Annotated in this window: 21 protein-coding genes; 9 read left to right on the plus strand and 12 right to left on the minus strand. The window is 70.7% G+C overall.

Going from position 1 to position 24,964, the window contains the following annotated elements:
- Positions 1-65: 65 nt before the first annotated feature.
- Positions 66-1,034, minus strand: coding sequence for a phosphotransferase family protein (locus CW359_RS10760; protein ID WP_105969630.1), 969 nt, complete (start codon positions 1,032-1,034; stop codon positions 66-68).
- Between the two features lie 214 nt (positions 1,035-1,248).
- Here CW359_RS10760 and CW359_RS10765 point away from each other — a divergent pair, with 214 nt between their 5' ends.
- On the plus strand, positions 1,249-2,331 hold the full coding sequence (locus CW359_RS10765; protein WP_105969631.1) for a S1C family serine protease: 1,083 nt from the start codon (positions 1,249-1,251) through the stop codon (positions 2,329-2,331).
- Here the strand turns inward: CW359_RS10765 and CW359_RS10770 are convergent.
- Positions 2,328-3,194 (minus strand): DUF3626 domain-containing protein, encoded by an 867-nt coding sequence (locus CW359_RS10770; RefSeq protein WP_105969632.1) that lies wholly within the window; start codon positions 3,192-3,194, stop codon positions 2,328-2,330. The two genes, CW359_RS10765 and CW359_RS10770, sit on opposite strands and share 4 nt — an antisense overlap.
- 178 nt (positions 3,195-3,372) lie before the next feature.
- Here CW359_RS10770 and CW359_RS10775 point away from each other — a divergent pair, with 178 nt between their 5' ends.
- From CW359_RS10775 to CW359_RS10785, 3 genes are all read left to right on the plus strand, one after another.
- Positions 3,373-4,620 (plus strand): FUSC family protein, encoded by a 1,248-nt coding sequence (locus CW359_RS10775; protein ID WP_105969633.1) that lies wholly within the window; start codon positions 3,373-3,375, stop codon positions 4,618-4,620.
- Between the two features lie 82 nt (positions 4,621-4,702).
- The gene (locus CW359_RS10780) at positions 4,703-5,746 is read left to right on the plus strand and encodes a hypothetical protein (protein ID WP_105969914.1); all 1,044 of its coding nucleotides are present in this window, start codon (positions 4,703-4,705) and stop codon (positions 5,744-5,746) included.
- Positions 5,747-6,140: 394 nt separating this feature from the next.
- Positions 6,141-7,367, plus strand: coding sequence for a lactonase family protein (locus CW359_RS10785; RefSeq protein ID WP_198655176.1), 1,227 nt, complete (start codon positions 6,141-6,143; stop codon positions 7,365-7,367).
- On the opposite strand, the gene CW359_RS10790 is transcribed toward CW359_RS10785, so the two are convergent.
- Positions 7,335-8,060, minus strand: coding sequence for a DUF2470 domain-containing protein (locus tag CW359_RS10790; protein WP_105969634.1), 726 nt, complete (start codon positions 8,058-8,060; stop codon positions 7,335-7,337). The genes CW359_RS10785 and CW359_RS10790 overlap by 33 nt on opposite strands.
- A gap of 116 nt (positions 8,061-8,176) precedes the next feature.
- A complete protein-coding gene (locus CW359_RS10795) occupies positions 8,177-8,785 on the minus strand; it encodes a TetR/AcrR family transcriptional regulator (protein ID WP_105969635.1) in 609 nt (202 codons plus the stop codon).
- 117 nt (positions 8,786-8,902) lie between these two features.
- Between CW359_RS10795 and CW359_RS10800 the strand changes: the two genes are divergently transcribed.
- Both CW359_RS10800 and CW359_RS10805 read left to right on the plus strand, forming a co-directional pair.
- Complete coding sequence (locus CW359_RS10800) at positions 8,903-10,378, plus strand: cytochrome P450 (protein ID WP_105969636.1); 1,476 nt, start codon at positions 8,903-8,905, stop codon at positions 10,376-10,378.
- Positions 10,379-10,485: 107 nt separating this feature from the next.
- Positions 10,486-10,686 carry a DUF5999 family protein gene (locus tag CW359_RS10805; RefSeq protein WP_105969637.1) on the plus strand — a complete coding sequence of 67 codons (201 nt, stop codon included), beginning with the start codon at positions 10,486-10,488 and terminating at the stop codon, positions 10,684-10,686.
- Between the two features lie 14 nt (positions 10,687-10,700).
- Here CW359_RS10805 and CW359_RS10810 read toward each other — a convergent pair whose 3' ends face one another.
- From CW359_RS10810 to CW359_RS10845, 8 genes are all read right to left on the minus strand, one after another.
- Positions 10,701-12,005, minus strand: coding sequence for an alpha/beta fold hydrolase (locus CW359_RS10810; protein WP_105969638.1), 1,305 nt, complete (start codon positions 12,003-12,005; stop codon positions 10,701-10,703).
- A gap of 111 nt (positions 12,006-12,116) precedes the next feature.
- The gene (locus tag CW359_RS10815; RefSeq protein WP_105969639.1) at positions 12,117-13,148 is read right to left on the minus strand and encodes a LacI family DNA-binding transcriptional regulator; all 1,032 of its coding nucleotides are present in this window, start codon (positions 13,146-13,148) and stop codon (positions 12,117-12,119) included.
- A gap of 92 nt (positions 13,149-13,240) precedes the next feature.
- Entirely contained in the window at positions 13,241-14,665 is a 1,425-nt protein-coding gene (locus CW359_RS10820; protein WP_105969916.1) for a BNR repeat-containing protein, read from the minus strand.
- A 49-nt stretch (positions 14,666-14,714) separates the two neighbouring features.
- A complete protein-coding gene (locus CW359_RS10825; protein WP_105969640.1) occupies positions 14,715-15,035 on the minus strand; it encodes an L-rhamnose mutarotase in 321 nt (106 codons plus the stop codon).
- A 17-nt stretch (positions 15,036-15,052) separates the two neighbouring features.
- A complete protein-coding gene (rhaS, locus tag CW359_RS10830) occupies positions 15,053-16,135 on the minus strand; it encodes a rhamnose ABC transporter substrate-binding protein (protein ID WP_105969641.1) in 1,083 nt (360 codons plus the stop codon).
- Positions 16,136-16,235: 100 nt separating this feature from the next.
- A complete protein-coding gene (locus CW359_RS10835) occupies positions 16,236-17,213 on the minus strand; it encodes an ABC transporter permease (RefSeq protein ID WP_105969642.1) in 978 nt (325 codons plus the stop codon).
- Positions 17,206-18,246, minus strand: a complete 1,041-nt coding sequence (locus CW359_RS10840) for an ABC transporter permease (protein ID WP_105969643.1) — start codon at positions 18,244-18,246, stop codon at positions 17,206-17,208. Before CW359_RS10840 ends, CW359_RS10835 begins: the two co-directional genes overlap by 8 nt.
- Complete coding sequence (locus CW359_RS10845) at positions 18,243-19,760, minus strand: sugar ABC transporter ATP-binding protein (RefSeq protein ID WP_105969644.1); 1,518 nt, start codon at positions 19,758-19,760, stop codon at positions 18,243-18,245. Before CW359_RS10845 ends, CW359_RS10840 begins: the two co-directional genes overlap by 4 nt.
- A 288-nt stretch (positions 19,761-20,048) precedes the next feature.
- On the opposite strand from CW359_RS10845, the gene rhaI reads away from it, so the two are divergent.
- The 3 genes from rhaI (at position 20,049) to CW359_RS10860 (ending at position 24,879) form a co-directional block, all read left to right on the plus strand.
- Positions 20,049-21,209, plus strand: coding sequence for an L-rhamnose isomerase (rhaI, locus tag CW359_RS10850; protein WP_105969645.1), 1,161 nt, complete (start codon positions 20,049-20,051; stop codon positions 21,207-21,209).
- 194 nt (positions 21,210-21,403) lie between these two features.
- On the plus strand, positions 21,404-23,443 hold the full coding sequence (locus CW359_RS10855; RefSeq protein WP_105969646.1) for a bifunctional aldolase/short-chain dehydrogenase: 2,040 nt from the start codon (positions 21,404-21,406) through the stop codon (positions 23,441-23,443).
- The gene (locus CW359_RS10860; RefSeq protein WP_105969647.1) at positions 23,440-24,879 is read left to right on the plus strand and encodes a rhamnulokinase; all 1,440 of its coding nucleotides are present in this window, start codon (positions 23,440-23,442) and stop codon (positions 24,877-24,879) included. The genes CW359_RS10855 and CW359_RS10860 overlap by 4 nt, the downstream gene beginning before the upstream one ends.
- The last annotated feature ends 85 nt before the right edge of the window (positions 24,880-24,964 follow it).

Raw genomic sequence — 24,964 nt, forward strand, 5'->3', positions numbered from 1 at the left:
GCCACCGCCGGCCGCACACGTTCTCCCAAGGACAGTTGCACCGCATCAGACTACGCACTGGGACCTCACTGACCCCCGTGGGCGGCGCGCGGGGGAAGATCTTCCAGAGCCTCCATCAGCGCGGGCCCGACCACCTCCCGCACCCACTCCTCCCCCGTGGCCCGGGGCACCACCTCGGTCAGCATGATCAGGTACAGGTAGGCGCGGTAGAGGGCGAGGCGTCGGCAGACGTTCTCCTCGAACCCGACCGATCCGCCCGCCTCCCGATACGCCCTCAGGAACGGCTCGTCGCCCTGGATGTCCCCGAGCAGCGCCAGCGACACGAAGTCGGCCACCGGATCGCCCCAGAACATGCGTTCCCCGTCGATGAGGCCGCCGATGCGGGGCGGTCCGGCCGAGCGGTCGACCAGGATGTTGCCCCGCCAGAGGTCGAAGTGGACCAGTCGGGGGACGGTGACCTCGTCCAGCACGTCGTACGCGCCCCGGAGGGCACGGGCCACCTCCGTCACTGGGACCGGCAGCCACGCGCCGTAGCGGGCCGCGTCGTCGAGGACGGCGTCGAGCATGGTGGTGAAGGCCGTACGCCAGTCGGCGGCGAGGGGGCCGAGCGCGCCGGAGGGGTAGCCGAAGGCCGGTCCGGTGACCGTGTGCAGGCGGGCCACCAGGGCGCCCAGCTCGCTCCGCAGGACCGTCCGCTCGGCGTCGGTCACGGAGTCGTCCCACGGGTCGCCCGGGACGGCGGTCATCAGCAGGTGGCCGTCGCCGAGGGCCACGACGCTCGGCGCCGGTACGTCGACGGTGCCGGCGGCGCGGTAGAACTCGGCCTCGGCGACGAGGAGTCGGACCTCGTGGCGCATCCCGGGGACCGTCTCCGGCGGCGGGATCTTCAGGACGTACCGACTGCCGTCGACCAGCCGCAGCTCCTCGACGACGTTGTACGTCCCTCCCGTGAGCGGACGGCAGTCCGTGAGGTCGTCCGGTGGCAGCCCCGCCGACGCGAGGACCCGCCTGGCCCGCTCCCACGAATCGCTCATCGTCCGTGCCTCCCCCGGCCTCGACCAGCCGCGCCCGCGCCCCGCGTGCGCCACCGGAACAGGGTACGGAGGACAGGCGGGCCCTGACCCGTCCGCCGCCGCGACACAGACAGGACAGAGCCGACATACGGGGATACTCTGGAGGTGGTAACGATCAATTCCGGGCCGGGTCCTGGGGTGGGGCGGACCGCCCGGTGTCGGAGGGCGGCGTCTTATGGGCGTGAGAACCAAGTCCGCGGTGGCGGGTGCCTCGGCCGTGCTGGTCGCCCTGGGCGGGACGGCCGCGGTGGCCGTCCCGGCGGACGATCCGTCGCCGCAGGAGATCTTCGAAGAGGCCGCACCGGCCACCGTGCACGTGATCGGCAACTCGGCGCTCGGCAGCGGCTTCGTCTACGACGCCGATCAGGGGCTCATCCTGACGAACGCCCATGTCGTCGAAGGCCAGGGCGCGTTGAAGGTGGTCATCGACGACAAGGAGCCGGTGGCCGTACGGGTCCTCGGCAGCGATCCCTGCGAGGACCTGGCCGTCGTGAAGCTGACGGCTCCTCAGGACGACCTGAAGGAGCTGGAGTTCGGCGACAGCGGTGACCTCAAGGCCGCCGACACCGTGACCGCCCTCGGCTATCCGACGTCCCTCACCGACTACGCCACGCAGAAGCCCGTGTACACGTCCGGCAGCGTGCAGTCGCCGGACGTCCCCGCCGATCTGAGCGTGTCCTATCCCCATCTCCCGGCCACCATCCAGCACTCGGCGACGCTGAACCACGGCAACTCCGGCGGGCCCCTGCTGAACTCCGACGGCAAGGTCGTCGGGATCAACACCCTGGGCAACTCGGAGGCGCAGGGGCAGTACTACTCGATCGCCGGCGACCACGCGAAGCCCCTGCTCGACGGGCTGGTGGCGGGCGACCGGAAGAACGACCCCGGGTGGGAACTCGTCTCCCTGGAGGACCCGTACCTGAGTTCCGCGTACTACTTCCCGGACCTCCAGGACCAGCGGTACGTCCTCGACATGCAGAACCAGCTCCTCGACGAGGGCTACACCGGGCTGTTCGTGATGAGTACCGCCTCCAACTCCGCTGCAGACAAGGCCCAGTTGGAGGAGGGTGACGTGATCACGAGCGTCAAGGACGTGCCGATGCGCACCGTCAGCGATCTGTGCGACGTCCTGCAGTCCGCCGCGCCGGGCGAGAAGCTGCCGCTCGCCGGTATCTACACCTACAACGCCGCCACGCCCAAGGACACGATCGGCGATACATGGTCCACCGACCTGACGCTGCCGGGCAAGGGGAGCTAGGCCCTGTCGGGACGGGCCGTGCCCGCGCCCTCCGGGGCGCCGAACCGGGCCAGGCAGTGCCACACCATCTTCAGGTGCTGGAGTTCATGACGGCCGGTGCGGACCGCGTCCCCGATGACGCGCGGGTCGAGCCGGCCGTCCTCGGCGATGCGGGCGCCGAGTTCGACGTACTCGGGTCCCCGGTAGTCGGCGTGCCGGCGCAACTCCCCTACGGTGAGCCGGTATCCGGGGTGCCATTCGAGCGGTACGGGCAGGGTGCGGGCCGCCTTCTCCACCGGGGTGCCGCGATAGCTCGCGTCGAGGACCAGCGCCTCGACGTCCCGGTCGAGGAGTACGGGCCCGTGGATCTGGGCCTCGACGTAGTCGTCGAGCGCGTCCCGGTCGTCCGCCTCGGCGAGGGCGATGAGCGACATACCGGCGGCGACGCCGAAGTGGGCTGGTTCCGCCGCGCTGTCCGGGTAGCAGAAGGTGGCCCGGGTGAGGGCGGCGCCGGTCAGCCGGAAGTGCGAGGAGCCGAACCTCGGTGCGGCGCCGACGACTTGGCGGCGGAAGTTCAACGCGCCGTACACCGGGCGCTGGTGGGCGGGCGCGCTGTCGTACGCCGCCGCGAAGATCCGGCTCTCCCAGCGCCAACGGTCGCCGCCGGGACTGGCGGTGAGCCCGCCGTTGCTGGTGCCGGTGACGAACTGCGAGTGGTAGACGCCGTCCTGGGCCAGCGCCCGGAGCAGGGGCAGGTCGCGGACCGTCCGGTCGGGGTGGAAGTTCAGGGTCACCCGCAGGTCCGGCGGCACGGCCCGGCCGCCGGAGAGGGCGGCGACATGACGCAGGGCCCTCGTGTGCGGGGAGTCGGGGTCGTCGGCCATACCGACCAGGAGATCACCGGCCGGTCTCAGAGATCAACAACCTGTTGGTCAACAAGGGAAACATCCCTGATCACGTGAGGAATACCTCCCTTCCCGTCGCACACACTTCCGGACCCCCGTGAGTACGCTCGGTCCGCTTGCGGGAAGGACGGGACGGCGGAGAAGGAGGCATGCACGCGTGCGAGTGGTACCCGGTGAGTGGACGGCGTCCGTCGTCCGGTTCGTGGACAGGCATCGCGAGCCGGTGGTCGTGCAGACGCTGCGGTCGGCCGCCGCCGCGACGATCGCCTACGTCGTCGCCCTCCGCGTCAGCCCCGAGTCCGCGCCGCTCACCGCTCCGCTGACCGCGCTCCTGGTCGTCCAGGTCACCCTGTACGCCACGATCACCACCGGTATCCGCCGGGTGAACTCGGTGGTCGCCGGGGTCGTCATCGCGATCGGCTTCAGCGTGCTGGTGGGGCTCACCTGGTGGAGCCTGGGACTGCTCATCCTGGCCTCGCTGGCGGTCGGGCATCTGGTGCGGGTCAGCGAGTTCGTGCCCGAGGTGGCGATCAGCGCGATGCTGGTGCTCGGCGTCACCCGGGTCGGCGACACCGCCTGGGCGCGGGTCCTGGAGACGGTGATCGGCGCGGTCGTCGGGCTCGCCTTCAACCTGCTGCTGGCGCCCCCGGTGTGGGTGGACGCGGCCGGTGAGTCCATCGAGGATCTGGCGCGCCGGGTACGGCAGTTGATGCTGCGGATGGGCGAGGAGGCGGCGGGCCGCACTCCCGTGGACCACGCGACCGCCCGCCTCCACGAGGCCCGTCGGCTCGACCACGACATCGTCGAGGTGGACGCGGCCCTGAAACAGGCCGAGGACAGCCTGCGCCTCAACCCGCGTGTCCGGGAAGGCCTGTTGCACCGGGTCGTGCTGCGCACCGGTCTGGACACGCTGGAGATCTGCACGGTCGTCCTGCGTGTCCTCGCCCGCAGCCTCACCGACCTGGCCAAGGAACGGGATCCCGAGCCGCTGTTCGCCCCGGAGACGGGCGCGGCGCTGGAGCGGCTGCTGTCCGAGATCGCCGACGCCGTGGTCAGTTTCGCGGTCCTCGTGACCACCGACGTCAGCGTGAGCGCCGAGTCGGCGGAGTCCCGGCTGGCCACCGAACTACGGGCCGCGACGGCCACCCGCGACAAGCTGGCCCAGCTGCTCCTGGCGGAGATCCAGCAGGACGCCACCCAGTGGCAGCTGCACGGCGCGGTCCTGACCGAGGTCAACCGCATCCTCGACGAACTGGACACCGAGCACCGCTCCCGGCGGCTCCTGGAGGAGCTGGACCGCTGCACCCGCGAGGAGCGGGAGCGGATGCCGTGGCTGGCGCGGCTGCGGAAGTTCGCGCAGCGGGTGCGGGTACGGGTGCCGGGCAGGAACCGCAGGGCCGTGTGACGTCGTTCTATGTGACGAAGTCACATGAAGAACTCACATGAACATGAACGTGAACAGGACGACCGAGGTTGAGGGGCGGCGCATGAGTGACTCCGGTGTGCGGATCGACGGGAACACGCTGAGGCTGCCGGGCGGGGTGTCCGTACGGTTCGTCCGCACCCTCCGGCTGCCGGAGACGGGCACGCATCCGCTGCCGCCGGGGCTCGGCGAGTTCCCGGTGCGCCGGGTCGCCGACTACGCGGACACCGTGCCCGAGGCCTGGCGGGCGCGTGGTGGTGTGCTGCTCCCGGTGTATCTGCGCGAGGCGATGTGGCTGAGTTTCGCGGGGACCTCGCAGCCCGCCGCGTTGCAGGTGGGTGTGGGCAAGGTGTGCGCGGTGTCGGGCAAGCCGTGGAGCGACCGGTTGTCGCGGAAGCCGCAGAACTACGTGGTGCTGCCCCGTCAGCCCTGGCTGGACGGCATCAACTCCGGCAAGGGCACGGTGCGTCAGTTCGTGGCGGTGCCGCTGGGGCTGGGGGCGACCGTCGAGGGCCAGGTCACCGGCGAGGAGGTGTGGGGCGGCGTGCAGTTGCAGTCGTTCCCGCTGACCGACGGGGAACTGGCGAAGTGGCGGGAGGAGGAGCGGCTGCGTACGGAGCGGATGCGGGCGGCGCCCGTTCAGTCGGGGGGCTACGGCGGGGCCATGCCTGCGGCACCCATGGCGGTGGGCGCTCCGCCGGCGCCGAGCGGTGCGGCGGGGCCGCAGCGGTCGGGGGCGGCGATGGGGCTCGGGGTCGGCGGCTCCATGCGCCAGGAGGTCTACCAGGACGACCGGCCGCTGAAGCACTGGGCCGAGCGCCCCGGAGGCCGGGTGTTCGTGCACCTGGTGACGCCGCCCGAGTGGCGCCGCATCACGGGCGAGGCCCCACCGCCGTCGCCCGTGGACCGCGCGGCGTACACGCGGGCGGGCCTGCCGTGGTTCGACTACTTCGACGAGGACGCCGCGGATCTTGCTCCGACGGATCCGCTGGCTGCGGTGCAGCCGGTGGGTGAGTGGCTGGGCGGGGACCATGAGCCCTGGGAGGAGCCTTCGGCGGGGCAGGTGAAGCCGGTGCTGGGGAAGCCGGTGGAGGACGGTGACTGGTAGCGGTTTTCGCCCCCGCCGCCCTTACCCGTTCCCATCCCTGGGGGCGGTGCCCCCAGACCCCCCTGGGTGGGTGGGCAAGGCGGGGGTGGGTGGGGGGTTGATCGGCCTTGACGGCCTCGTCCTCAAACGCCGGACGGGCTGAGTGGTGCCGGCCGTGGCTAGGTAGTCAGCCCGTCCGGCGTTTGAGGACGAGCGCGTTCAGCGCGATACGGGGGTTCGGGGGCGGAGCCCCCGAGGATGGGAACGGGTAGGGGCGGCGGGGCGAGGAAAAAGCCCCCCACCCGTTGCAGCCCACGCAACGCGCATTGCTCCTCTTGCACCCCCACCCCAATCCACGTCAGAGTTGCCCCACAGCTGAACACAGCTGACGCGACCGAGACCCGGGGTGCAGGCAATGAACGGTGGTACGGAACCGGTGCGCGGTGGGCGTGGCGGGTGGAGTCGGCGGCGGTTCGTGGGGGCCGCCGCGGGTACCGCCGCCGTGGCCACCGTGCCCGCCAGAGCGCTCGCCGCCGTCCCCGTGGAGCCCGTCGACGCCCCGGAGGCGCCCGCGCCCACCCCCGAGCCGTCCGGCCCCATCACCCCCCGCCCCCTGTTCCTCGGCACCTACACCTCCGCCGAAGGGGGCGGTACCGGCATCGGCCTCGCAACCTACGACCCCACCTCGGGTCGGATCACCGGCGTCGGCACCCTCACCGGCGTCGCCGACCCCTCGTATCTCGCCGTCCATCCCGACGGCCGCACCCTCTACGCGGTGAACGAGCGCGAGGGCGGCGGCGTGACCGCGGTCCGGCTCGGCGCCGGCAACCACGAGCATCACGTACTCGGCACGCGCGGCACCGGCGGCGCCGGGCCCTGCCAGCTGGCCGTGCATCCGAGTGGGCGGTGGCTGCTCAGCGCCAACTACGGCTCCGGCAGCGTGGCCGTGCACCCGATCGACGGCTCGGGTGCGCTAGGCGAGCGGGTCGAGCTGGTCACACACTCCAGTCCCGCGCCCGGCCCCGGTCAACAGGGCCCGCACGCGCACCAGTTCGTCACCGGTCCCGACGGCGGTCATGTCCTCGCCGTCGACCTGGGCACCGACACGGTCTACACGTACCGTCTCGACCTCGAACGCGGCACGCTCACGGAGACCTCGCGCGCGTCGACCCGCCCGGGCGCGGGTCCGCGCGATCTCGCCTTCCACCCCGGCGGCCGGTACGCCTACCTCGCCAACGAGGTCGACAACACGGTCGCCGTCTGCACCTACTCCCCCACCGACGGGCGGCTGACCATCGGGGAGGCGCAGTCCACGGGGACGGGGGCGGGCACCAGCTACCCGGCCCAGTTCGTGGTGACCCCGGACGGGCGGTACGCGTATCTGGCGAACCGCGGCCACAACAGCCTGACGCGGTACGCGGTGGAGGCGGACGGTGCTCGCCTCCGGCTGCTCGACACGGTGCCCGTCGCCGGTGACTTCCCGCGTCAGCTCGCCCTCTCCCCGTACGGGAATCTGCTGTTCGCGGCGAACCAGCGGTCGGGTACCGTCAGCGTCTTCCGCGTCGACCCCGTCAGTGGTGGACTGCGGCTCGTGGGCGAGCCGTTCGCGTCACCCGTCGTCGTCTGTGCGCTGCCGCTGTAGTGCGCGGGGGCACGAGGCGGCGCTGGCCTGGGTCAGGAGGATGTGCATGCGCTCGGTGAGCTGTGCCACGGTGTCGGCGGGCCGGTGGAACGCCAGCCGTACGTCGCCGTGGGCGCGGGCCCGCTCGATGCGCAGGGTGAGGCCGTGCCGGTCGACGGCGAGCGGCTGGACCTTGACGGCGCCGTGCAGGCTCTCCGGCTCGACGAGGCGGGTGAGGCGCTCGACGGCGTCGCCGTGGCAGTCGGCGAGGTGGGTCAGCAGGCTCGCCTCGGCCGTGGCCAGCGGGTCGGGCTCGGCGGCGGCGAACTCGTCGAGGTCGATGACGGTGGCACCGGACGTCTGGCGCAGCACCACGCGCGTCGGCCGGAACGCCAGTTGCTCGCCCTCGACGGAGAACCAGCCGGCCATCCAGAGCCGGGCGCGGATCCGGTTGCGCACGGGGACGGGCGAGACGTCCGCGAACTCCAGCACGGCCGACGGCTCGCCGCGCGGGGCGCAGACGGCGGCGGCGAGCAGTGTGCTGTCCGCGGGCACGTCCAGGATCACCCGGCCGTCCTCGCCGACGGTGTGCGCGCCGACGAACTCCTCGCGCCCGCCGTCCGCGGTCACCGCGCAGGACCATGCCGCCGCGAGCACCGAGCGCGCGCGTTCCGCCGCCGCGGGCGCGGCCGTCCAGGTCGGACTGTCACCCATCCCAAACCTCCTTAGGTAAGCCTTGCCTAACCTATCGAAGATCTGGGTGTACGCCAACCACCTCCGGCGATCCTGTGCGATTCCTGTACCGCAGACGGACGCTGAACCCGCCTGACTCAGGGCGCGAGGGTGCCGAGCAGCGCCCGCGCGCACAGCTCCCGCACCTGCTCCCGGGACAGCTCAGGGCCGCGCAGCCACTCCAGGCAGACGGCGGTAGTGAAGGCCAGCCAGCCCCGGACGGCGAGCCGCAGTTCGGGCCGTTCCTCGCACAGCGGCCCGAACTCCGGGTCGGCGGCGAGGGCTTCGAGGATCTGCCGCTCCTGCGTGGCGAGCGCCCGCTGGTAGACCTTCCGTACGGCCTGGTCGCCGGAGGCGTCGGCGCGGTGGAAGGCGCGGTAGCCGTGCGCGTGTTCCTCGACGTACGCGAGGAACGCGTCGAGATTGGCGTCCAGTTGCTCGCGGGCGGGCACGCCAGGGACGGCCGCCGTCATCCGCATCATGCGCTCGCTCTCGCGCTCGACGACCGCCGCGAAGAAGTCCCGCTTGGTCGGGAAGTAGTGGTAGAGCAGCCCGCGCGAGACCCCGGCGATCTCGGCGACCTGCTCGATCCACACCTCGTCGTACGGACTCTCCGAGAACAGCCGCGCACCGACCGACAGGAGCTGCTCCCGGCGTTCGCCGGTGCTCAACCGCCGACGTGTGCGCTCCCCCTCTTTCGCGGCCATGTCCGCACTTTACTTGACGCTACTTGACGTGGATTCAACAGCGGGACCAGACTGAATCCGCTATTGAACCGACGTACAACAGTCTCAACCAGCCAGCGCATCAAGGGAGATGGCGTCATGACCGAGACGGCGACCGGGACCTCGCCCGCCCGGGCCAGGGGATTCCGCAGTGCCGAGCTGGACTGGCCGGAGCTGCACCGCATCCCGTACCCGCCGCGCCGGATCCCGCTGCTCGGTGACCTGGCCGGGGTCAGTCCGCGTACTCCCCTCCAGGACTCGATGCGGGTCGGGCGGCGGCTCGGGCCGATCTTCCGGCGCAAGGCGTTCGGCAAGGAGATCGTGTTCGTGTGGGGCGCGGAGCTGACCGCCGATCTCGCGGACGAGGCGCGCTTCGCCAAGCATGTGGGCCTCGGGGTGGCCAACCTGCGCCCGATCGCCGGGGACGGGCTGTTCACGGCGTACAACCACGAGCCCAACTGGCAGTTGGCGCACGACGTGCTGGCGCCCGGTTTCAGCCGGGAGGCGATGGCCGGCTACCACCCGATGATGCTGGCCGTGGCCGAGCGGCTCACCGAACACTGGGACCGGGAGCAGGCGGCGGGGCGCGCGGTGGACGTGCCCGGCGACATGACGAAGCTGACCCTGGAGACGATCGCGCGCACCGGCTTCGGCCACGACTTCGGCTCCTTCGAGCGCGACCGCCCGCACCCCTTCGTGACGGCGATGGTCGGCACCCTCAACCACGCCCAGTCCCTGAACATGGTCCCGGCGCCGCTCGCCCCGCTGCTGCTGCGCCGGGCCACGCGCCGCAACGAGGCGTCGATGGCCTATCTCAACCGCACGGTCGACGAGTTGGTGCGGGCCCGCCGGGCGGCGGACGCCACAGGCACCGGCGATCTGCTCGACCGCATGCTCGACACCACCCACCCGGAGACCGGTGAACGTCTCGCGCCGGAGAACGTCCGCCGGCAGGTGCTCACCTTCCTCATCGCGGGCCACGAGACGACATCGGGCGCGCTCTCCTTCGCCCTGCACTACCTCTCCCAGCACCCGGAGACCGCCGCCCGCGCCCGCGCCGAGGTGGACCGCGTGTGGGGCGGGACGGCGGTCCCCGGTTACGACCAGGTCGCCAAACTGCGGTATGTGCGGCGGGTGTTGGACGAGTCGCTGCGGCTGTGGCCGACGGCGCCGGGCTTCTCCCGTGAGGCCCGGCGCGACACGGTGCTCGGCGGTGAGCATCCGATGCGCAAGGGCGCCTGGACACTGGTCCTCGCCCCGCTGCTGCACCGCGATCCGTCCGTCTGGGGCGCCGACGCCGACCGGTTCGACCCGGACCGCTTCGACGCGGCGGCCGTACGCGCCCGCCCCGCCCACGCGTTCAAGCCCTGGGGCACTGGCGCCCGGGCCTGCATCGGCCGCCAGTTCGCGCTGCACGAGGCGACACTCGTCCTCGGCCTGCTGCTGCGCCGCTACGACCTGAGGCCCGACCCGGACTACCGGCTGCGGGTGACGGAACGGCTGACGGTGATGCCGGACGGGCTGCGGCTGCACCTCGAACGCCGGGCGCCGGGCACGGAGTTGGCGGCTGCCTGACTTCGCACCTCACAGATGAATTTCCCCGGGTGTTGGGGTCTCCACATACAGAGGAAAACAACCTCCGCTCTACTACAGAGGCAGACCCTCGTCACGCGGGAGAGACCATGTGCACCCATCAGCCTCCGTGCCCGACCGCCGACAGCCCCGACCACCACGCCGCCTCGATCGTCTCCGCGCATCCCGAGCAGGGCTGGTACCTGCTCTGCAACGGGACGATCGTGTTCGACGACACGGGTGAGCTGTTGCCGGACGGACGGGCCGTCGGCCCGCTGCGCGGCGTCGGCGGCCTGGCCGTCGCCGCCTGAGCGGGCGGGCGTCCTCAGACCTCGTCGCGGGTCAGGGCGAGCAGCCGGTCGAGTACGCGCGGTCCGCCCGCCCGTACGCCGTCGTGCTCGAACTCGTCCGTCACCCAGGTCCGCAGGCCCCGGATCGCCCGCGCGGTCTCCAGGGCGTGGCCCGTGTCGACGTACATGTCGTCGTGGTAGACGGCAGCCGCGACCGGGACCTCGTTGGCGGCGAGGCGTGAACGGTCGTACAGGGGCGGCCAGTTCGTGTGCGCGGCGAGGAGTTCGGCCGTATCGCGCAGGGGGCGCAGGGCCGGGTCGACGTCGAACATCCAGGGGTGGACGGACTCGCCGGTGAACAGCAACGGGCCGTCGTCCGCGAGGGACTTGCCCGCGTCGAACTGCGGGAACTCGGCGCGCACCCGCTCGGCGGACCAGTCGGTGGGGCGGGCGTCCTGGCCGTAACAGGCCTCGTGGACAAGGGCGTACAGCGGGTGTCCGGCGTACGACAGGAGGCCCTGGACCTCCTCCAGGAAGGCGTCGGCGAGGACCGTGCCGTCGGGGGTGCGGACGAAGGCGTCCTCCAGGAGGTAGTGGAGGTGGTGGCTGCCCTCGCCGCCGCCGAGGAGGATGCCGAGGGACTGGAAGGCCTCGACGGTCAGGCGGTAGCCGTTCGGGAGGAGCGGCTCGTGGCGGATGACGTACTCGGCGATGCGTCTCGCGCGTTCCACGTCCTGGGGGTAACGCGCGTAGTGTGCGGCGACTTTTCGTTCGATACGGGGATAGGCGGCCCGGTAGACGTCGTCCGCGTGGGCGGTGAGGGACGGCAGGCCGCCGGTGATCAGCGCCGCCGTCAGGCCCTCGGGGGCCGTCGACAGGTAGTTGACCGCGCAGAAGCCGCCGAAGCTCTGGCCGAGGACGGTCCAGGGGGCGCCGCCGGTGACCTGCGGGCGGATCGCCTCGCAGTCCCGGACGATCGAGTCCGCGCGGAAGCGGGTCAGATGGGCGGCCTGTTCGGCGGGGCCGCCGCGCAGCGGGAGCGTCTGGCGGTTGGCGGGGGTCGAGGCGCCGGTGCCGCGCTGGTCCAGGAGGAGGACCCGGAACTCCTCCAGGGCCCGGCCGAGCCAGGCGCTCTGGCCGACGAAACGATTCGCCCCGAAGCCCGGACCGCCCTGGAGGTAGAGCAGCCAGGGCAGCTCGTCCCGGTCCGCCTCGCCGCTCGCGACGACCTCACGGGCGTACAGCTCGATCGTCTCGCCCTCGGGGTCGGCGTGGTCCAGGGGCACGATGAAGCGGCGGTCGGTGAGGACGACGCCGGGCTGGCGGTAGCTGACGGTCAACGGTGCTCCCGGGACGGTTGGATTCGGGCCGCCCCAGTTCAGCACATGATCGGGGCCCTGCCGAGCCCCGGGATCATGACAACGTACTGAACGCGCGATCAGTTCCGGGTGTCAGCGGGCCGACAGGCTGGAGCGGCGGACCACCAGTTCCGGCTGGAGGACGACCCTGCGGTGCTCGTGCCGCCGGGGCCCGGTCTCCGTCTCCGCCTCGGTCTCCTCCAGGAGCAGTTCGGCGGCCAGGGCGCCCATGGTGACGGCGGGCTGGCGTACGGAGGTCAGCGGGACGGCCGCGGCTGCGGCGAACTCGATGTCGTCGTAGCCGACGATCGCGAGGTCGTCGGGGACGCCGACGCCGGCCGCGTACATGGCCTGGAGGACGCCGAGGGCGAGCAGGTCGTTGGCGCAGAAGACGGCGGTGGGGCGCTCGGCGAGGCCCAGGAGGCGGGCGCCCGCGTCGCGCCCTGCGGCCACGTCGAGGCGTTCGGTGGGCAGCTCGCGCAGGGCCGAGGGGCTCAGGCCGGCCTCGGCGAGCGCGTTCAGGGCGCCCGTGCGGCGGTCGCGGACCTGGTTGAAGCCGGGCGGGCCGCTGACGTACGCGATGGAGCGGTGGCCGGCGTCGACGAGATGGCGGACGGCCAGGGCGCCGCCCGCGACGTCGTCCACGGAGACCGAGCACTCGGTGGTGCCCTCGGCGACCCGGTCGACCAGGACGAAGGGGATGCCGTGCCGGCGGAAGGAGGCGATGTTGCGGCCGGTCGCGTCGGCCGGGGTGAGCAGCACTCCGCGTACCCGCTGCTCGGCGAAGAGCGACAGGTAGTCGGCCTCCTCGCCGGCGCTCTGTGCGCTGTTGCAGACCATCACGCCGAGCCCGGCGTCCCGCGCGGCCCGCTCGGCACCGCGTGCCACGTCCACGAAGAAGGGGTTGCCCATGTCGAGGACGAGCAGCCCCATGATGCGGCTGCGTCCTGCGCGCAGCTGGCGCGCGGACTCGCTGCGGACGTAGCCGAGGCGGTCGATCGCGGACAGCACGCGGGCCCGGGTCTCGGTGGCGACCGAGTCCGGACGGTTGATGACGTTCGAGACCGTGCCGACGGAGACTCCGGCGGCGCGGGCGACGTCCTTGATACCCACCGGTTGGGCCATCGGGCGGGGACCTCCAGGGAAACGAACGGTGGCGGGCAGGCCCTTACACTATCCGCGGCCTGCCCGGCCCTTGCTATTCCGGCCTCATCCGCTCACGCGGGAAGGCCGAAGTCGACGACGTGGAGCGCCGAGGGGGTCGTACCGCTCGACTTCTCCTGGTAGAGGACTGACAGGACGTTGTCCTGGGCGATCCGCGTCTCGTCGACGACGACCTCGCCGAAGGCGTTGAGGGTGCTCCCGTCGTAGAGGATCGCCCAGTCGGTGTAGCCGGAGGACTTCGAGGCGCCGGCGATCCGCCCGAAGGGGAAGATCGCGTAGGCGTTGTCGTACTTGTCGAGGACCAGCTTGGTGCGCTGGCTGGAGTTGAGGGGGACCGGGATCTCGGTCTTCTGCCACGTGCCACTGGAGTTCTTGCGGACGTGGAAGGCGCGGCCGTTGGCGGTGCGGTTGGTGACGTAGTTCGTCGTGCACTGGCCGAAACGGCCGGGTACGTAGCTGATGATCGCGTGCGGCAGTCCGGCCGAGTCGGTGAACTGGCTCTCCTGGTTCATCAGGGAGTGGTCCGGGTTGAGGGAGTCGACGACGAGTCCGCTGTCGGTCACGGCGACCGTGTTGGAGGTCCCGGTGGTGCCCACGAGGGTGCCCGCGTTGTTGCGCCAGGTGCGGCCCCGGTCGTCGGAGTAGACGTAGCCGGTGTCGTGGTTGGTGATGCCGCCGCTGTTGCACATCACGGCGCCGTTCTGCTCGCGCCAGGTGAAGAACGAGTGCAGTCGGCCGTTCCTGTCGTAGTCGATGCCGTGCAGGTACATGTTGCGGACCGTCGAGGAGCCGTGCTCGCTGGTGTACGTGCCGGTGGAGCTGCTCCACTCGCCGAGCGCCGTCCAGCTCGAACCGTCGTACTCGGCAAGGGCGTTACGGCCGTTGCCGGAGACGCCGACGCGGTAGCTGAGCTGGAGCCTCCCCTCGGGCGTGGAGACGAACTGGGGGTAGGTGAACTGGGTGGTGAGCGCGAGTCCGTCGAGCGTCGACTGGGGTGAGCCGAAGCGGGCGGCGGTCCAGCTGAGGCCGGACGGGTTGTCCAGGAGGCCGGCGACCGACTTGACGTAGGTGAAGCCGTCGCTGTGCGAGTCCATGTTGAGGTGGAGGCGGCCGTCGGTCTTGGAGACGCCCATGGAGATGACGTTGTGGGAGTCGCTGTACTTGAGGGTGTGCCCGACCTGGACCGTCGACCAGGTGGTGGCGCCGAGGACGCGGCGGCCGACGACGGCGTTCTTGTCGGCGGTGTACCAGACGGCGTACTGGTACCCCTTGTAGGTCAACAGGGCGTTCTTCTGGAACGAGTTGTTGTTGACCAGGCCGTCGTAGGAGACGAAGAAGACCGCCTGGGAGTCGAGCGTGGTGTTGCCGGTCCGGGTGACCGAGGGTCCGGGGTCGGCGGCGCGCGCACTGCCGACGGCGAAGGCGGGGGTCACCACGGCACCGGCGAGCGCGGCGCCCAGCAACGTACGTCTGTTCATCTCGTGGGACTCCATTGTCTGGCGAGGTGAGGGGAGTTCACATGGTGGTTCAGGCGAGGTGAAACACCTCGGTGAGGGGCTTCATGGCCTCGTCGGGGTTGGCGCCGTCCAGCGACTCGAAGAACGGCGCCATCTCCGTCTGCCAGCGGGAGTTGACCTCTGCGGCTGCCATGCCTGCCTGGGCCGCGGCGAAGTCCTCGGTCTCCAAGTAGCCGACCAGCAGGCCGTCTTCGCGCAGGAAGAGCGAGTAGTTGTGCCAGCCGGTGGCCGAGAGCGCGTCGAGCATCTCGGGCCACACGGCGGCGTGCCGCTCGCGGTACTCGTCGAGGCGGTCCGCCCTGACCTTCAGCAGAAAGCACACGCGCTGCATCAACAGCCCCCAGGGGATCAGAAGTCGAACTGGTCGATGTTGTCCTTGGTGAACACGGTGGGCTTGCCGAGGCTGATCACACCGTCCGCGCCGATGGTGTACTCGCCCATTTCGCCGGCCTTGAAGGTCTCGCCCTCCTTGCCGGTGATCTGCCCCGACACCAGCGCGACGGCGGTGTAGGCGGCCAGCTCGCCGAGCTTCGCCGGGTCCCACAGCTCGAAGCCGTCGACGGTGCCGTCCTTGACGTACTTGCGCATGTCGTTGGGGGTGCCGAGGCCGGTCAGCTTGACCTTGCCCTTGTACTTGGAGCCCGACAGGTACTGGGCGGCGGCCTTGATGCCGACCGTGGTCGGGGAGATGATCCCCTTCAGGTTCGGGAACTCCTGGAGCAGGCCCTGGGTCTGCTGGAAGGACTTCTGGGCGTCGTCGTCACCGTAGGCGACCTTGACGAGCTTGACGTCCTTGTACTTCGGGTCCTCCAGCTCCTTCTTCATGAAGTCGATCCAGACGTTCTGGTTCGTCGCGGTCTGCGCGGCGGACAGGATCGCGATCTCGCCCTTGTAGCCGATCTGTTCGGCGAGCAGCTGCACCTCGGTACGGCCCAGGTCCTCGGCGCTGGCCTGCGAGACGAACGCGTTGCGGCAGTCGGCCTTGGTGTCGGAGTCGTAGGTGACGACCTTGATGTCGTTCTTCATGGCCTGCTTGAGCGCGGTGCACAGGGCGCCCGGGTCCTGCGCGGACACGGCCATCGCGTCGACCTGCTGCTGGGTGAGGGTGTTGACGTACGACACCTGCCCGGAGGTGTCGGTCGCGCTGGACGGCCCGACCTCCTTGTAGCTGGAGCCGAGCGCCTTGAGCGCCTTCTCGCCGCCCTTGTCGGCGGAGGTGAAGTACGGGTTGTTGACCTGCTTCGGCAGGAAGCCGACGGTCAGCCCCTTCTTGGTGGCCGCGTTCGGGTCGGCCTTGCCGGTCGCGGCGGCCGAGGCACCCTCGTCCTTCACGTCCTCCTTGGTGGTACCACCACAGGCGGTGAGGGCGAGTGCGAGCGAGGTCGCGGCGGCGAGGGCCGCGGAGGCACGACGGATGGACGACTTGCGCATGACGGTTCCTTCTGACAGAGGGTGAGTGGAGCGCCCCGACAGGGGCGCGGGGAACTGCGCGACCAGCCACAGCGAGCCCGCAGCAAACGAACGACCCTTTTTACGTAAGCCTTTGGGACGCCCTGGCCAGCGCAACCTGCCGTGCAACGCGGGGACCGAGCACGGAGAGAACCAACAGCACGCCGGTAACGACGATCTGCGACTGAGCCGAAACATCCTGAAGGCTCATCACGTTCTGCAAAGCACCGAGCAGGAACACCCCGGCGATGGCGCCACCCAGCGTGCCCTTCCCCCCGTCGAAGTCGATCCCGCCCAGCAACACGGCGGCAATCACGGAGAGTTCGAGCCCGGTGGCGTTGTCGTAGCGGGCGCTGGCATAGTGCAGCGCCCAGAAGATCCCGGTGAGCGAGGCCATCAGCCCCGTCACCGTGAACAGGATCAGCTTCTGCCGCTTCACCCGGATTCCGGCGAAGCGAGCCGCCTCCTCGTTCGCGCCGATGGCGAACGTGGCCCGCCCGAAGGGGGTCGCGTGCAGCACGACCACGGCGATGGCGAGCAGGACGACGAAGGGCAGGACGGCCTGCGGGAGGAACGAGTCCCCGATCCGGCCGGCGGCGAAGTCCAGGTACTGGGTGGGGAAGTCGGTCACCGCGTCCGAGCCGAGCACGATCTGTGCGATGCCCCGGTAGGCGGCGAGGGTGCCGATGGTGACGGCGAGGGAGGGCAGCCCGAGCCGGGTGACGAGCAGACCGTTGACGAGCCCGCAGACCACACCGAGCAGCAGGCAGATCGGGATGATCGCCTCGATGGTCAGGCCCTCGTTCCACAGGGCGCCCATCACGGCGCCCGACAGACCGGCGGTGGAGGCGACCGACAGGTCGATCTCGCCGGAGACCACGAGCAGGGTCATCGGCAGGGCGATCAGCGCGATCGGGAGGGTGTTGCCGATCAGGAACGACAGGTTGAGCGCGTTGCCGAAGCCGTCGACGGTGCCGAAGGACAGCAGCAGGACGACGATCAGGAGGACGCCGACCACCGTGTCCCAGCGGACCGCTCGGCTCAGGGAAAAGTCAGCCATGGCGGGCGTTCCTCTTCTTCAGTGCGGAGGCCACGCGCAGCGCGACGACCCGGTCGACCGCGATGGCGAGGATGAGCAGGATGCCGTTGATCGCGAGCACCCACACGGAGCTGACGCCGAGGGCGGGCAGCACGCTGTTGATGGAGGTCAGCAGCAGTGCGCCGAGCGCCGCGCCGTAGACGCTGCCGGAGCCGCCGGTGAAGACGACACCGCCGACCACGACCGCGCTGACGACGGTCATCTCGTAGCCGTTGCCGGTGCTGGAGTCGACGTTGCCGAACCGGGCCAGGTACATCGCGCCCGCGAGGCCGGCGAGGCCGCCACAGAAGGTGTACGCGGTCAGGATCCGCTTGCGGACCGGGATGCCGGCGAGCCGGGCGGCCTCGGGGCTGGAGCCGAGGGCGTACAGCTCACGGCCGCTGCCGTAGTGCTTGAGGTAGTACGCGGTGGCCACCAGGACCGCCACCGCGATGAGCGCCAGGTAGGGCACCGCCCAGATGCCGCCGGAGCCGAAGTCGATGAATCCGTCCGGGAGGCCCGCCGCCGTGATCTGGCGGGAGCCGACCCAGATGGAGTCGATGCCCCGGATGATGTACATCGTGCCGAGGGTGACGACCAGGGCGGGCACCTGGCCGAAGCTGACCAGCAGGCCGTTGAGCAGGCCGAAGCCGACGCCCATCAGGACCGCGAGCAGGATGGCGACGAAGGAGCTGCCGCCGCCCTGGAGGTAGAGGCCGGCCGCGAAGGCGCTGATGCCGAGGGTGGAGCCGACCGACAGGTCGACGTTGCGGCTGATGACCACCAGGGACTGGCCGGTGGCGACCAGGACCAGGATGGTGGCGTTCAGCAGCAGGTCCTTGATGCCCTGCTCGGACAGGAACTCGCTGTTGCCTGCCTGGGTGACGGCGATCATCACCAGGAAGACGACCAGGATGGCGAGTTCGCGCATCTTGAAGACACGGTCCACCAGCCGGGTGGCGCCGGCCTTGGGCACCTCGGCGGCGGGGGCGGGGTTGGGAGCGGTCACCGTCATGCGGCGGCCCTCCCGGTGGCTGCGGCCATCACCGTTTCCTCGGTTGCTTCGGAGCGCGGGATCTCGGCGGCGAGGCGGCCCTCGTGCATCACGAGCACGCGGTCGGCCATGCCGAGGATCTCGGGCAGGTCGGAGGAGATCATCAGGACGGCCACGCCGTCGGCGGCCAGTTCGCTGAGCAGGCGGTGCACCTCGGCCTTGGTCCCGACGTCGATGCCCCGGGTGGGCTCGTCGACGATCAGCACCCGGGGGCCGGTGGCGAGCCACTTGGCGAGGACGACCTTCTGCTGGTTGCCGCCGGACAGCGTGTTGACGGTGTCGGCGATCCGGGCGTACTTGACCTGGAGCTTGACGGCCCAGTCGAGGGAGCGGCTGCGCTCGGCGCCCCGGTCCATGAAGCCCGCCCTGACGGTCGTACGCAGACCGGTGAGGCCGATGTTCCGCTCGATGGACATGTCCATCACCAGGCCCTGGGCGCGGCGGTCCTCGGGGACCAGGGCGAGCCCGGCGGCCATGGCCGTGGAAGGGGCGCCGTTGGTGAGGATCGTGCCGTCGACCTCGACCTCGCCCGCGTCCCAGCGGTCGATGCCGAAGACGGCCCGGGCGACCTCGGTGCGGCCGGCGCCGACGAGCCCCGCGAGGCCGACGATCTCGCCGTGCCGCACCTCGAAGGAGACGTCGGTGAAGACACCTTCGCGGGTCAACCGTCGCACGCTGAGGGCGACTTCACCGGCCGTCACGTCCTGCTTGGGGTACAGCTCGTCGAGGTCGCGGCCGACCATCCGGCGTACGAGGTCGTCCTCGGTCATGCCCTCGACCGGCTCGCTGGCGATCCAGGCGCCGTCGCGGAGGGTCGTCACCCGCTGGCAGATCTGGAAGATCTCCTCCAGCCGGTGCGAGATGAACAGCACGGCGGCGCCCTGTTCGCGCAGGGTGCGCACGACGCCGAAGAGGCGGGCGACCTCGCTGCCGGTGAGGGCGGCGGTCGGCTCGTCCATGATCAGGACGCGGGCGTCGAAGGAGAGGGCCTTGGCGATCTCGACGATCTGCTGGTCGGCGATGGACAGGCCGCGGGCGGGACGGTCGGGGTCGAGTTCGACGCCGAGGCGCCGCATGAGGGCGGCGGTCGCCGAGTGGGTGGCCTTGTGGTCGATCCGGCCGAGGGCGCGGCGGGGCTGGCGGCCCATGAAGATGTTCTCGGCGATCGACAGGTCGGGGAAGAGCGTGGGCTCCTGGTAGATGACGGCGATTCCGGCGTCGCGGGCGTCGCCGGGACCGTGGAAGACGACGGGCGTGCCGTCGAGCAGCACCTGGCCCGCGTCCGGTCGGTGCACGCCGGCGAGCGTCTTGATGAGGGTCGACTTGCCGGCGCCGTTCTCACCGGCGAGTGCGTGCACTTCGCCGGGGAACAGCTCCAGGGAGACGTCCCGCAGGGCACGCACCGCACCGAAGGACTTGGAAATGTCCTTGAGTGCCAGCACGGGGGCCGGCCCCGGGTCGGACGGGTGGGTCATGAGTGCTCCTCGACGACGCCGGTGGCAAGGCCCTCACGGCGTCGTGAAAGGTTTCAACTGGGTTGCCGGGACGTTAGACACGGGAGCCATGTCACGTCAATGGGTCCGTGTCGAATTTCTTTCGATAGTCGAAGGTCACGGCCAAGTCACGGGAGTCGGAGTTGGTCAGGGGGGTTGACACCCCTTCGGGGGGCTCATAGCTTCCCGTTCTGAATCGTTTCATCAGATCGTCGTTCCGCAGGCTGTTTCCCAGTCGTCGTTCCGACCCGATGTCACAGGAGTCCCGCAGTGACCGAGCGCAGCGCGGTGAAGGCCGCTCTCAAGACCCAGGCCATCGAAACGCCGTCGTGGGCGTACGGGAACTCGGGGACCCGTTTCAAGGTGTTCGCCCAGCCCGGCGTACCCCGCGACCCCTTCGAGAAGCTGGACGACGCGGCCCAGGTGCACGCCCTCACGGGGGTCGCGCCGACGGTCGCGATGCACATTCCGTGGGACAAGGTCGAGGACTATGCGGCGTTGGCGAAGCACGCCGAGGAGCGCGGCCTGAAGCTGGGCGCGATCAACTCGAACACCTTCCAGGACGACGACTACAAGCTGGGCAGCATCTGCCACCCGGACGCGGTGGTGCGGCGCAAGGCGCTGGGCCATCTGCTGGAGTGCGTCGACATCATGGACGCGACGGGGTCCAAGGATCTGAAGCTGTGGTTCGCCGACGGGACGAACTATCCCGGCCAGGACGACATCCGTGAGCGGCAGGACCGGCTCGCGGAGGCGCTGGCGGCGGTGTACGAGCGGCTGGGCGACGACCAGCGGATGCTCCTTGAGTACAAGTTCTTCGAGCCGGCGTTCTACACGACCGACGTGCCCGACTGGGGCACGGCGTACGCCCACTGCCTGAAGCTCGGGCCGAAGGCACAGGTCGTGGTGGACACGGGTCACCACGCTCCCGGGACGAACATCGAGTTCATCGTCGCGACGCTGCTGCGCGAGGGGAAGCTGGGCGCGTTCGACTTCAACTCGCGGTTCTACGCGGACGACGACCTGATGGTCGGGGCCGCTGATCCGTTCCAGCTGTTCCGGATCATGTACGAGGTGATTCGGGGTGGGGGGTTCGTGCCTGAGGTGGCGTTCATGCTGGATCAGTGCCACAACATCGAGGCGAAGATTCCGGCGATCATTCGGTCGGTGATGAATGTGCAGGAGGCGACGGCGAAGGCGCTGCTTGTTGACGCGTCGGCGTTGGGTGCTGCTCAGCGGGCCGGGGATGTGCTGGCCGCCAACGCGGTGTTGATGGACGCGTACAACACGGATGTTCGGCCGTTGCTGGTGGAGGTTCGGGAGGAGTTGGGGTTGGACGGGGATCCGATCGCTGCGTATGCGCGCAGCGGGTGGGGGGCGAAGATCGCTGCGGAGCGGGTTGGTGGGGAGCAGGCCGGTTGGGGGGCGTGAGCGGCTGCCGGGTTTCTGTCCGATGCGGGGTGCCGGTTCGTCGTGGCTTGTCGCGCAGTTCCCCGCGCCCCTAAAGGCAAAGACCCGGGCCTGCGGCCCTAAAAGCAGGGGGCTCAGCCCCCACCGGCCCGCACCCGAACAACGCGCCCTGATCCCCTCGCTCATCCCCATCTCACTGTAAGGATTGATCACGCATGGCCATCCATCCCGAAGCCGCCGCTCTGCTCGCTCGGTCTCGTCGGCTTGGTGCCGACCCCCGTAATACGAACTACGCCGGTGGCAACACGTCCGCCAAGGGGACCGACACCGACCCCGTCACCGGGGGTGATGTCGAGCTGATGTGGGTCAAGGGGTCCGGTGGTGACCTGGGGACCCTGACCGAGGGTGGGCTGGCCGTGTTGCGGCTGGACCGGCTGCACGCGCTCAAGGGCGTGTATCCGGGGGTGGAGCGCGAGGACGAGATGGTCGCCGCGTTCGACTACTGCCTGCACGGCAAGGGTGGGGCGGCGCCGTCGATCGACACGGCCATGCACGGGCTTGTGGACGCGGCCCACGTGGATCACCTGCACCCCGACTCCGGGATCGCGCTCGCCTGCGCGGCCGACGGGGAGAAGCTGACCGCCGAGTGCTTCGGGGACAGCGTGGTGTGGGTGCCGTGGCGGCGGCCCGGGTTCCAGCTCGGGCTGGACATCGCCGCTGCGAAGGCCGACAACCCGCAGGCGATCGGCTGTGTCCTCGGCGGGCACGGCATCACCGCCTGGGGCGACACCGCCGAGGAGTGCGAGCGCAACTCGCTGCACATCATCCGTACCGCCGAGGCGTTCCTGGCCGAGAAGGGCAAGGCCGAGCCGTTCGGGCCGGTCGTCGAGGGGTACGGTCCCCTCGCGCCGGACGAGCGGCGTGAGCGTGCCGCTGCCCTTGCCCCCTACATCCGGGCCGTCGCCTCGCAGGACAAGCCGCAGGTCGGGCACTTCACCGACGCGGACGTCGTGCTCGACTTCGTCTCGCGCGCCGAGCACCCGCGTCTCGCCGCCCTCGGCACCTCCTGCCCCGACCACTTCCTGCGCACCAAGGTCCGGCCACTCGTCCTCGACCTGCCGGCCTCCGCTCCCCTCGACGAGGCGATCGCGCGGCTCAAGGAGCTGCACGCCGAGTACCGCGAGGAGTACGCCGCCTACTACGGGCGCAACGCCCTGCCCGACTCCCCCGCGATGCGCGGCGCCGACCCGGCGATCGTGCTGATCCCGGGCGTGGGCATGTTCAGCTTCGGCAAGGACAAGCAGACCGCCCGGGTCGCGGGCGAGTTCTACGTCAACGCGATCAACGTGATGCACGGGGCCGAGGCGGTCTCGACGTACGCGCCGATCGAGGAGTCGGAGAAGTTCCGCATCGAGTACTGGGCCCTGGAGGAGGCCAAGCTCCAGCGGATGCCCAAGCCGAAGGCGCTGGCCACCCGGGTCGCCCTGGTCACCGGTGCGGGCAGCGGGATCGGGAAGGCCATCGCCGAGCGGCTGGTCGCCGAGGGGGCCTGTGTCGTCGTCGCCGATCTCAACGCCGAGAACGCGGCTGCGGTGGCGGAGGAACTGGGTGGCCCGGACAAGGCCGTCGCCGTCACTGTCGATGTGACCAGCGAGGAGCAGATCACCGAGGCCTTCCGGGCCGCCGTGCTCGCCTTCGGTGGCGTGGACCTCGTCGTCAACAACGCCGGGATCTCCATCTCCAAGCCGCTCCTGGAGACCTCGGCCCGGGACTGGGACCTCCAGCACGACATCATGGCGCGCGGGTCCTTCCTCGTCTCGCGTGAGGCGGCCCGGGTGATGATCGCGCAGGAGCTGGGCGGCGATGTCATCTACATCGCGTCCAAGAACGCCGTCTTCGCCGGGCCGAACAACATCGCCTACTCCGCGACCAAGGCCGACCAGGCGCATCAGGTGCGGCTGCTCGCCGCCGAGCTGGGCGAGCACGGCATCCGGGTCAACGGCGTCAACCCCGACGGGGTCGTGCGCGGGTCCGGGATCTTCGCGGGCGGCTGGGGTGCCCAGCGCGCCGCCACCTACGGCATCGAGGAGGAGAAGCTCGGCGAGTTCTACGCCCAGCGGACCATCCTCAAGCGCGAGGTGCTGCCGGAGCATGTTGCCAACGCTGTGTTCGCGCTGACCGGCGGCGAGCTGACGCACACCACGGGGCTGCACGTCCCGGTCGACGCCGGCGTCGCCGCCGCCTTCCTGCGATGAGCGTGGTCAAGTCGTACGCCGCTGTCGACCTCGGCGCGTCCAGCGGGCGCGTCATGGTCGGCCGGCTCGGGTCCGACACGCTGGAGCTGACCGAGGCACACCGGTTCGCGAACCGGCCCGTGCGGGTGCCGGAGGGGCTGCGCTGGGACGTGCTGTCCCTGTACGCGGGCGTCCTGGACGGGCTGCGGGCCGCCGGGCAGGTCGACTCCGTCGGCATCGACAGCTGGGCCGTGGACTACGGGCTGCTGGACCGGGACGGGGCGCTGCTCGGCAACCCCGTGCACTACCGCGACGCCCGCACCGAGGGCGTCGCCGAGAAGGTGTGGGCGTCGGTCCCGGCCGCCGAGCTGTACGCGGCGACCGGGTTGCAGTACGCGCCCTTCAACACCCTCTACCAGCTCACGGCGGCTCGCGGCTCACAGCAACTGGCCTCCGCCGAGCGGTTGTTGCTCATCCCCGATCTGCTCACCTACTGGCTGACCGGCGAGGCTGGCACCGAGCTGACCAACGCCTCGACCACCCAGCTGATCGATCCCCGCACCCGCGACTGGGCCCACGACCTCGCGCGGAAGCTGGACATCGACCTCGGGCTGTTCGCGCCGCTTCGGCAGCCGGGCGATCCGGCGGGCGTGCTGCGGGCGGATGTGCTGGAGGAGACCGGGCTCACCGGGCCCGTGCCGGTGACCACGGTCGGTTCGCACGACACCGCCTCGGCGGTCGCGGCCGTGCCCGCCGTGGACGAGCGGTTCGCCTACATCTGCACCGGCACCTGGTCCCTGGCCGGTCTTGAGCTGGACGCGCCCGTCCTCTCCGAGGAGAGCCGGGCCGCCAACTTCACCAATGAGCTGGGGCTCGACGGCACGGTCCGCTATCTCCGGAACATCATGGGACTGTGGCTGCTCCAGGAGTGCGTACGGGCCTGGGGTGACCCGGAGTTGGGTGCGTTGCTGCGGGCCGCCGCCGAGGCGCCGGGGCTGCGGTCGGTGGTGGACGCCGGGGACTCGGCGTTCCTCGCGCCGGGGCGGATGCCGGAGCGGATCGCCGAGGCCTGCCGGGTCTCCGGGCAGCCGGTGCCGCGGTCGCCGGGTGAGATCACGCGCTGCATCCTCGACTCCCTCGCCCTCGCGCACCGGCGTGCGGTGCTGGACGCCCAGCGGCTCGCCAGGCACGCCGTGGACGTCGTGCACATCGTCGGGGGCGGGACGCGCAACGCGCTGCTGTGCCAACTCACCGCCGATGCCTGCGGGTTGCCGGTGGTGGCGGGTCCTGCGGAGGCCGCCGCGCTCGGCAACGTCCTCGTGCAGGGCCGGGCCCACGGGCTCGTCGGCGACCGTACCGACATGCGCCGGCTGCTCGCCCGTACCCAGCCGCTGACCCGCTACGAGCCCTCCGGTGACCCGGCGACCTGGCGGGCGGCGGAGGCCCGGCTCACCTAGGGCGGCTCACCGAGGCCCGGTGAGGGGGCTCCCTCCCTGCCCGCCGTCCGCGTACCCTGCACTCATCCGATGATCGACCACTAGG

Source organism: Streptomyces geranii, assembly GCF_002954775.1.
Taxonomy (GTDB): domain Bacteria; phylum Actinomycetota; class Actinomycetes; order Streptomycetales; family Streptomycetaceae; genus Streptomyces; species Streptomyces geranii.

Coding starts and splice junctions, on each gene's coding strand:
- CW359_RS10765 (WP_105969631.1), top strand. CDS start 1,249: ATGGGCGTGAGAACCAAGTCCGCGGTGGCGGGTGCCTCGGCCGTGCTG.
- CW359_RS10825 (WP_105969640.1), bottom strand. CDS start 15,035: ATGCAGCGCGTGTGCTTTCTGCTGAAGGTCAGGGCGGACCGCCTCGAC.
- CW359_RS10855 (WP_105969646.1), top strand. CDS start 21,404: ATGGCCATCCATCCCGAAGCCGCCGCTCTGCTCGCTCGGTCTCGTCGG.
- CW359_RS10780 (WP_105969914.1), top strand. CDS start 4,703: ATGAGTGACTCCGGTGTGCGGATCGACGGGAACACGCTGAGGCTGCCG.
- CW359_RS10795 (WP_105969635.1), bottom strand. CDS start 8,785: ATGGCCGCGAAAGAGGGGGAGCGCACACGTCGGCGGTTGAGCACCGGC.
- CW359_RS10815 (WP_105969639.1), bottom strand. CDS start 13,148: ATGGCCCAACCGGTGGGTATCAAGGACGTCGCCCGCGCCGCCGGAGTC.
- CW359_RS10860 (WP_105969647.1), top strand. CDS start 23,440: ATGAGCGTGGTCAAGTCGTACGCCGCTGTCGACCTCGGCGCGTCCAGC.
- CW359_RS10835 (WP_105969642.1), bottom strand. CDS start 17,213: ATGGCTGACTTTTCCCTGAGCCGAGCGGTCCGCTGGGACACGGTGGTC.
- CW359_RS10760 (WP_105969630.1), bottom strand. CDS start 1,034: ATGAGCGATTCGTGGGAGCGGGCCAGGCGGGTCCTCGCGTCGGCGGGG.
- CW359_RS10785 (WP_198655176.1), top strand. CDS start 6,141: ATGAACGGTGGTACGGAACCGGTGCGCGGTGGGCGTGGCGGGTGGAGT.
- CW359_RS10770 (WP_105969632.1), bottom strand. CDS start 3,194: ATGGCCGACGACCCCGACTCCCCGCACACGAGGGCCCTGCGTCATGTC.
- CW359_RS10805 (WP_105969637.1), top strand. CDS start 10,486: ATGTGCACCCATCAGCCTCCGTGCCCGACCGCCGACAGCCCCGACCAC.
- rhaS (WP_105969641.1), bottom strand. CDS start 16,135: ATGCGCAAGTCGTCCATCCGTCGTGCCTCCGCGGCCCTCGCCGCCGCG.
- CW359_RS10845 (WP_105969644.1), bottom strand. CDS start 19,760: ATGACCCACCCGTCCGACCCGGGGCCGGCCCCCGTGCTGGCACTCAAG.
- CW359_RS10820 (WP_105969916.1), bottom strand. CDS start 14,665: ATGAACAGACGTACGTTGCTGGGCGCCGCGCTCGCCGGTGCCGTGGTG.
- CW359_RS10800 (WP_105969636.1), top strand. CDS start 8,903: ATGACCGAGACGGCGACCGGGACCTCGCCCGCCCGGGCCAGGGGATTC.
- CW359_RS10790 (WP_105969634.1), bottom strand. CDS start 8,060: ATGGGTGACAGTCCGACCTGGACGGCCGCGCCCGCGGCGGCGGAACGC.
- CW359_RS10840 (WP_105969643.1), bottom strand. CDS start 18,246: ATGACGGTGACCGCTCCCAACCCCGCCCCCGCCGCCGAGGTGCCCAAG.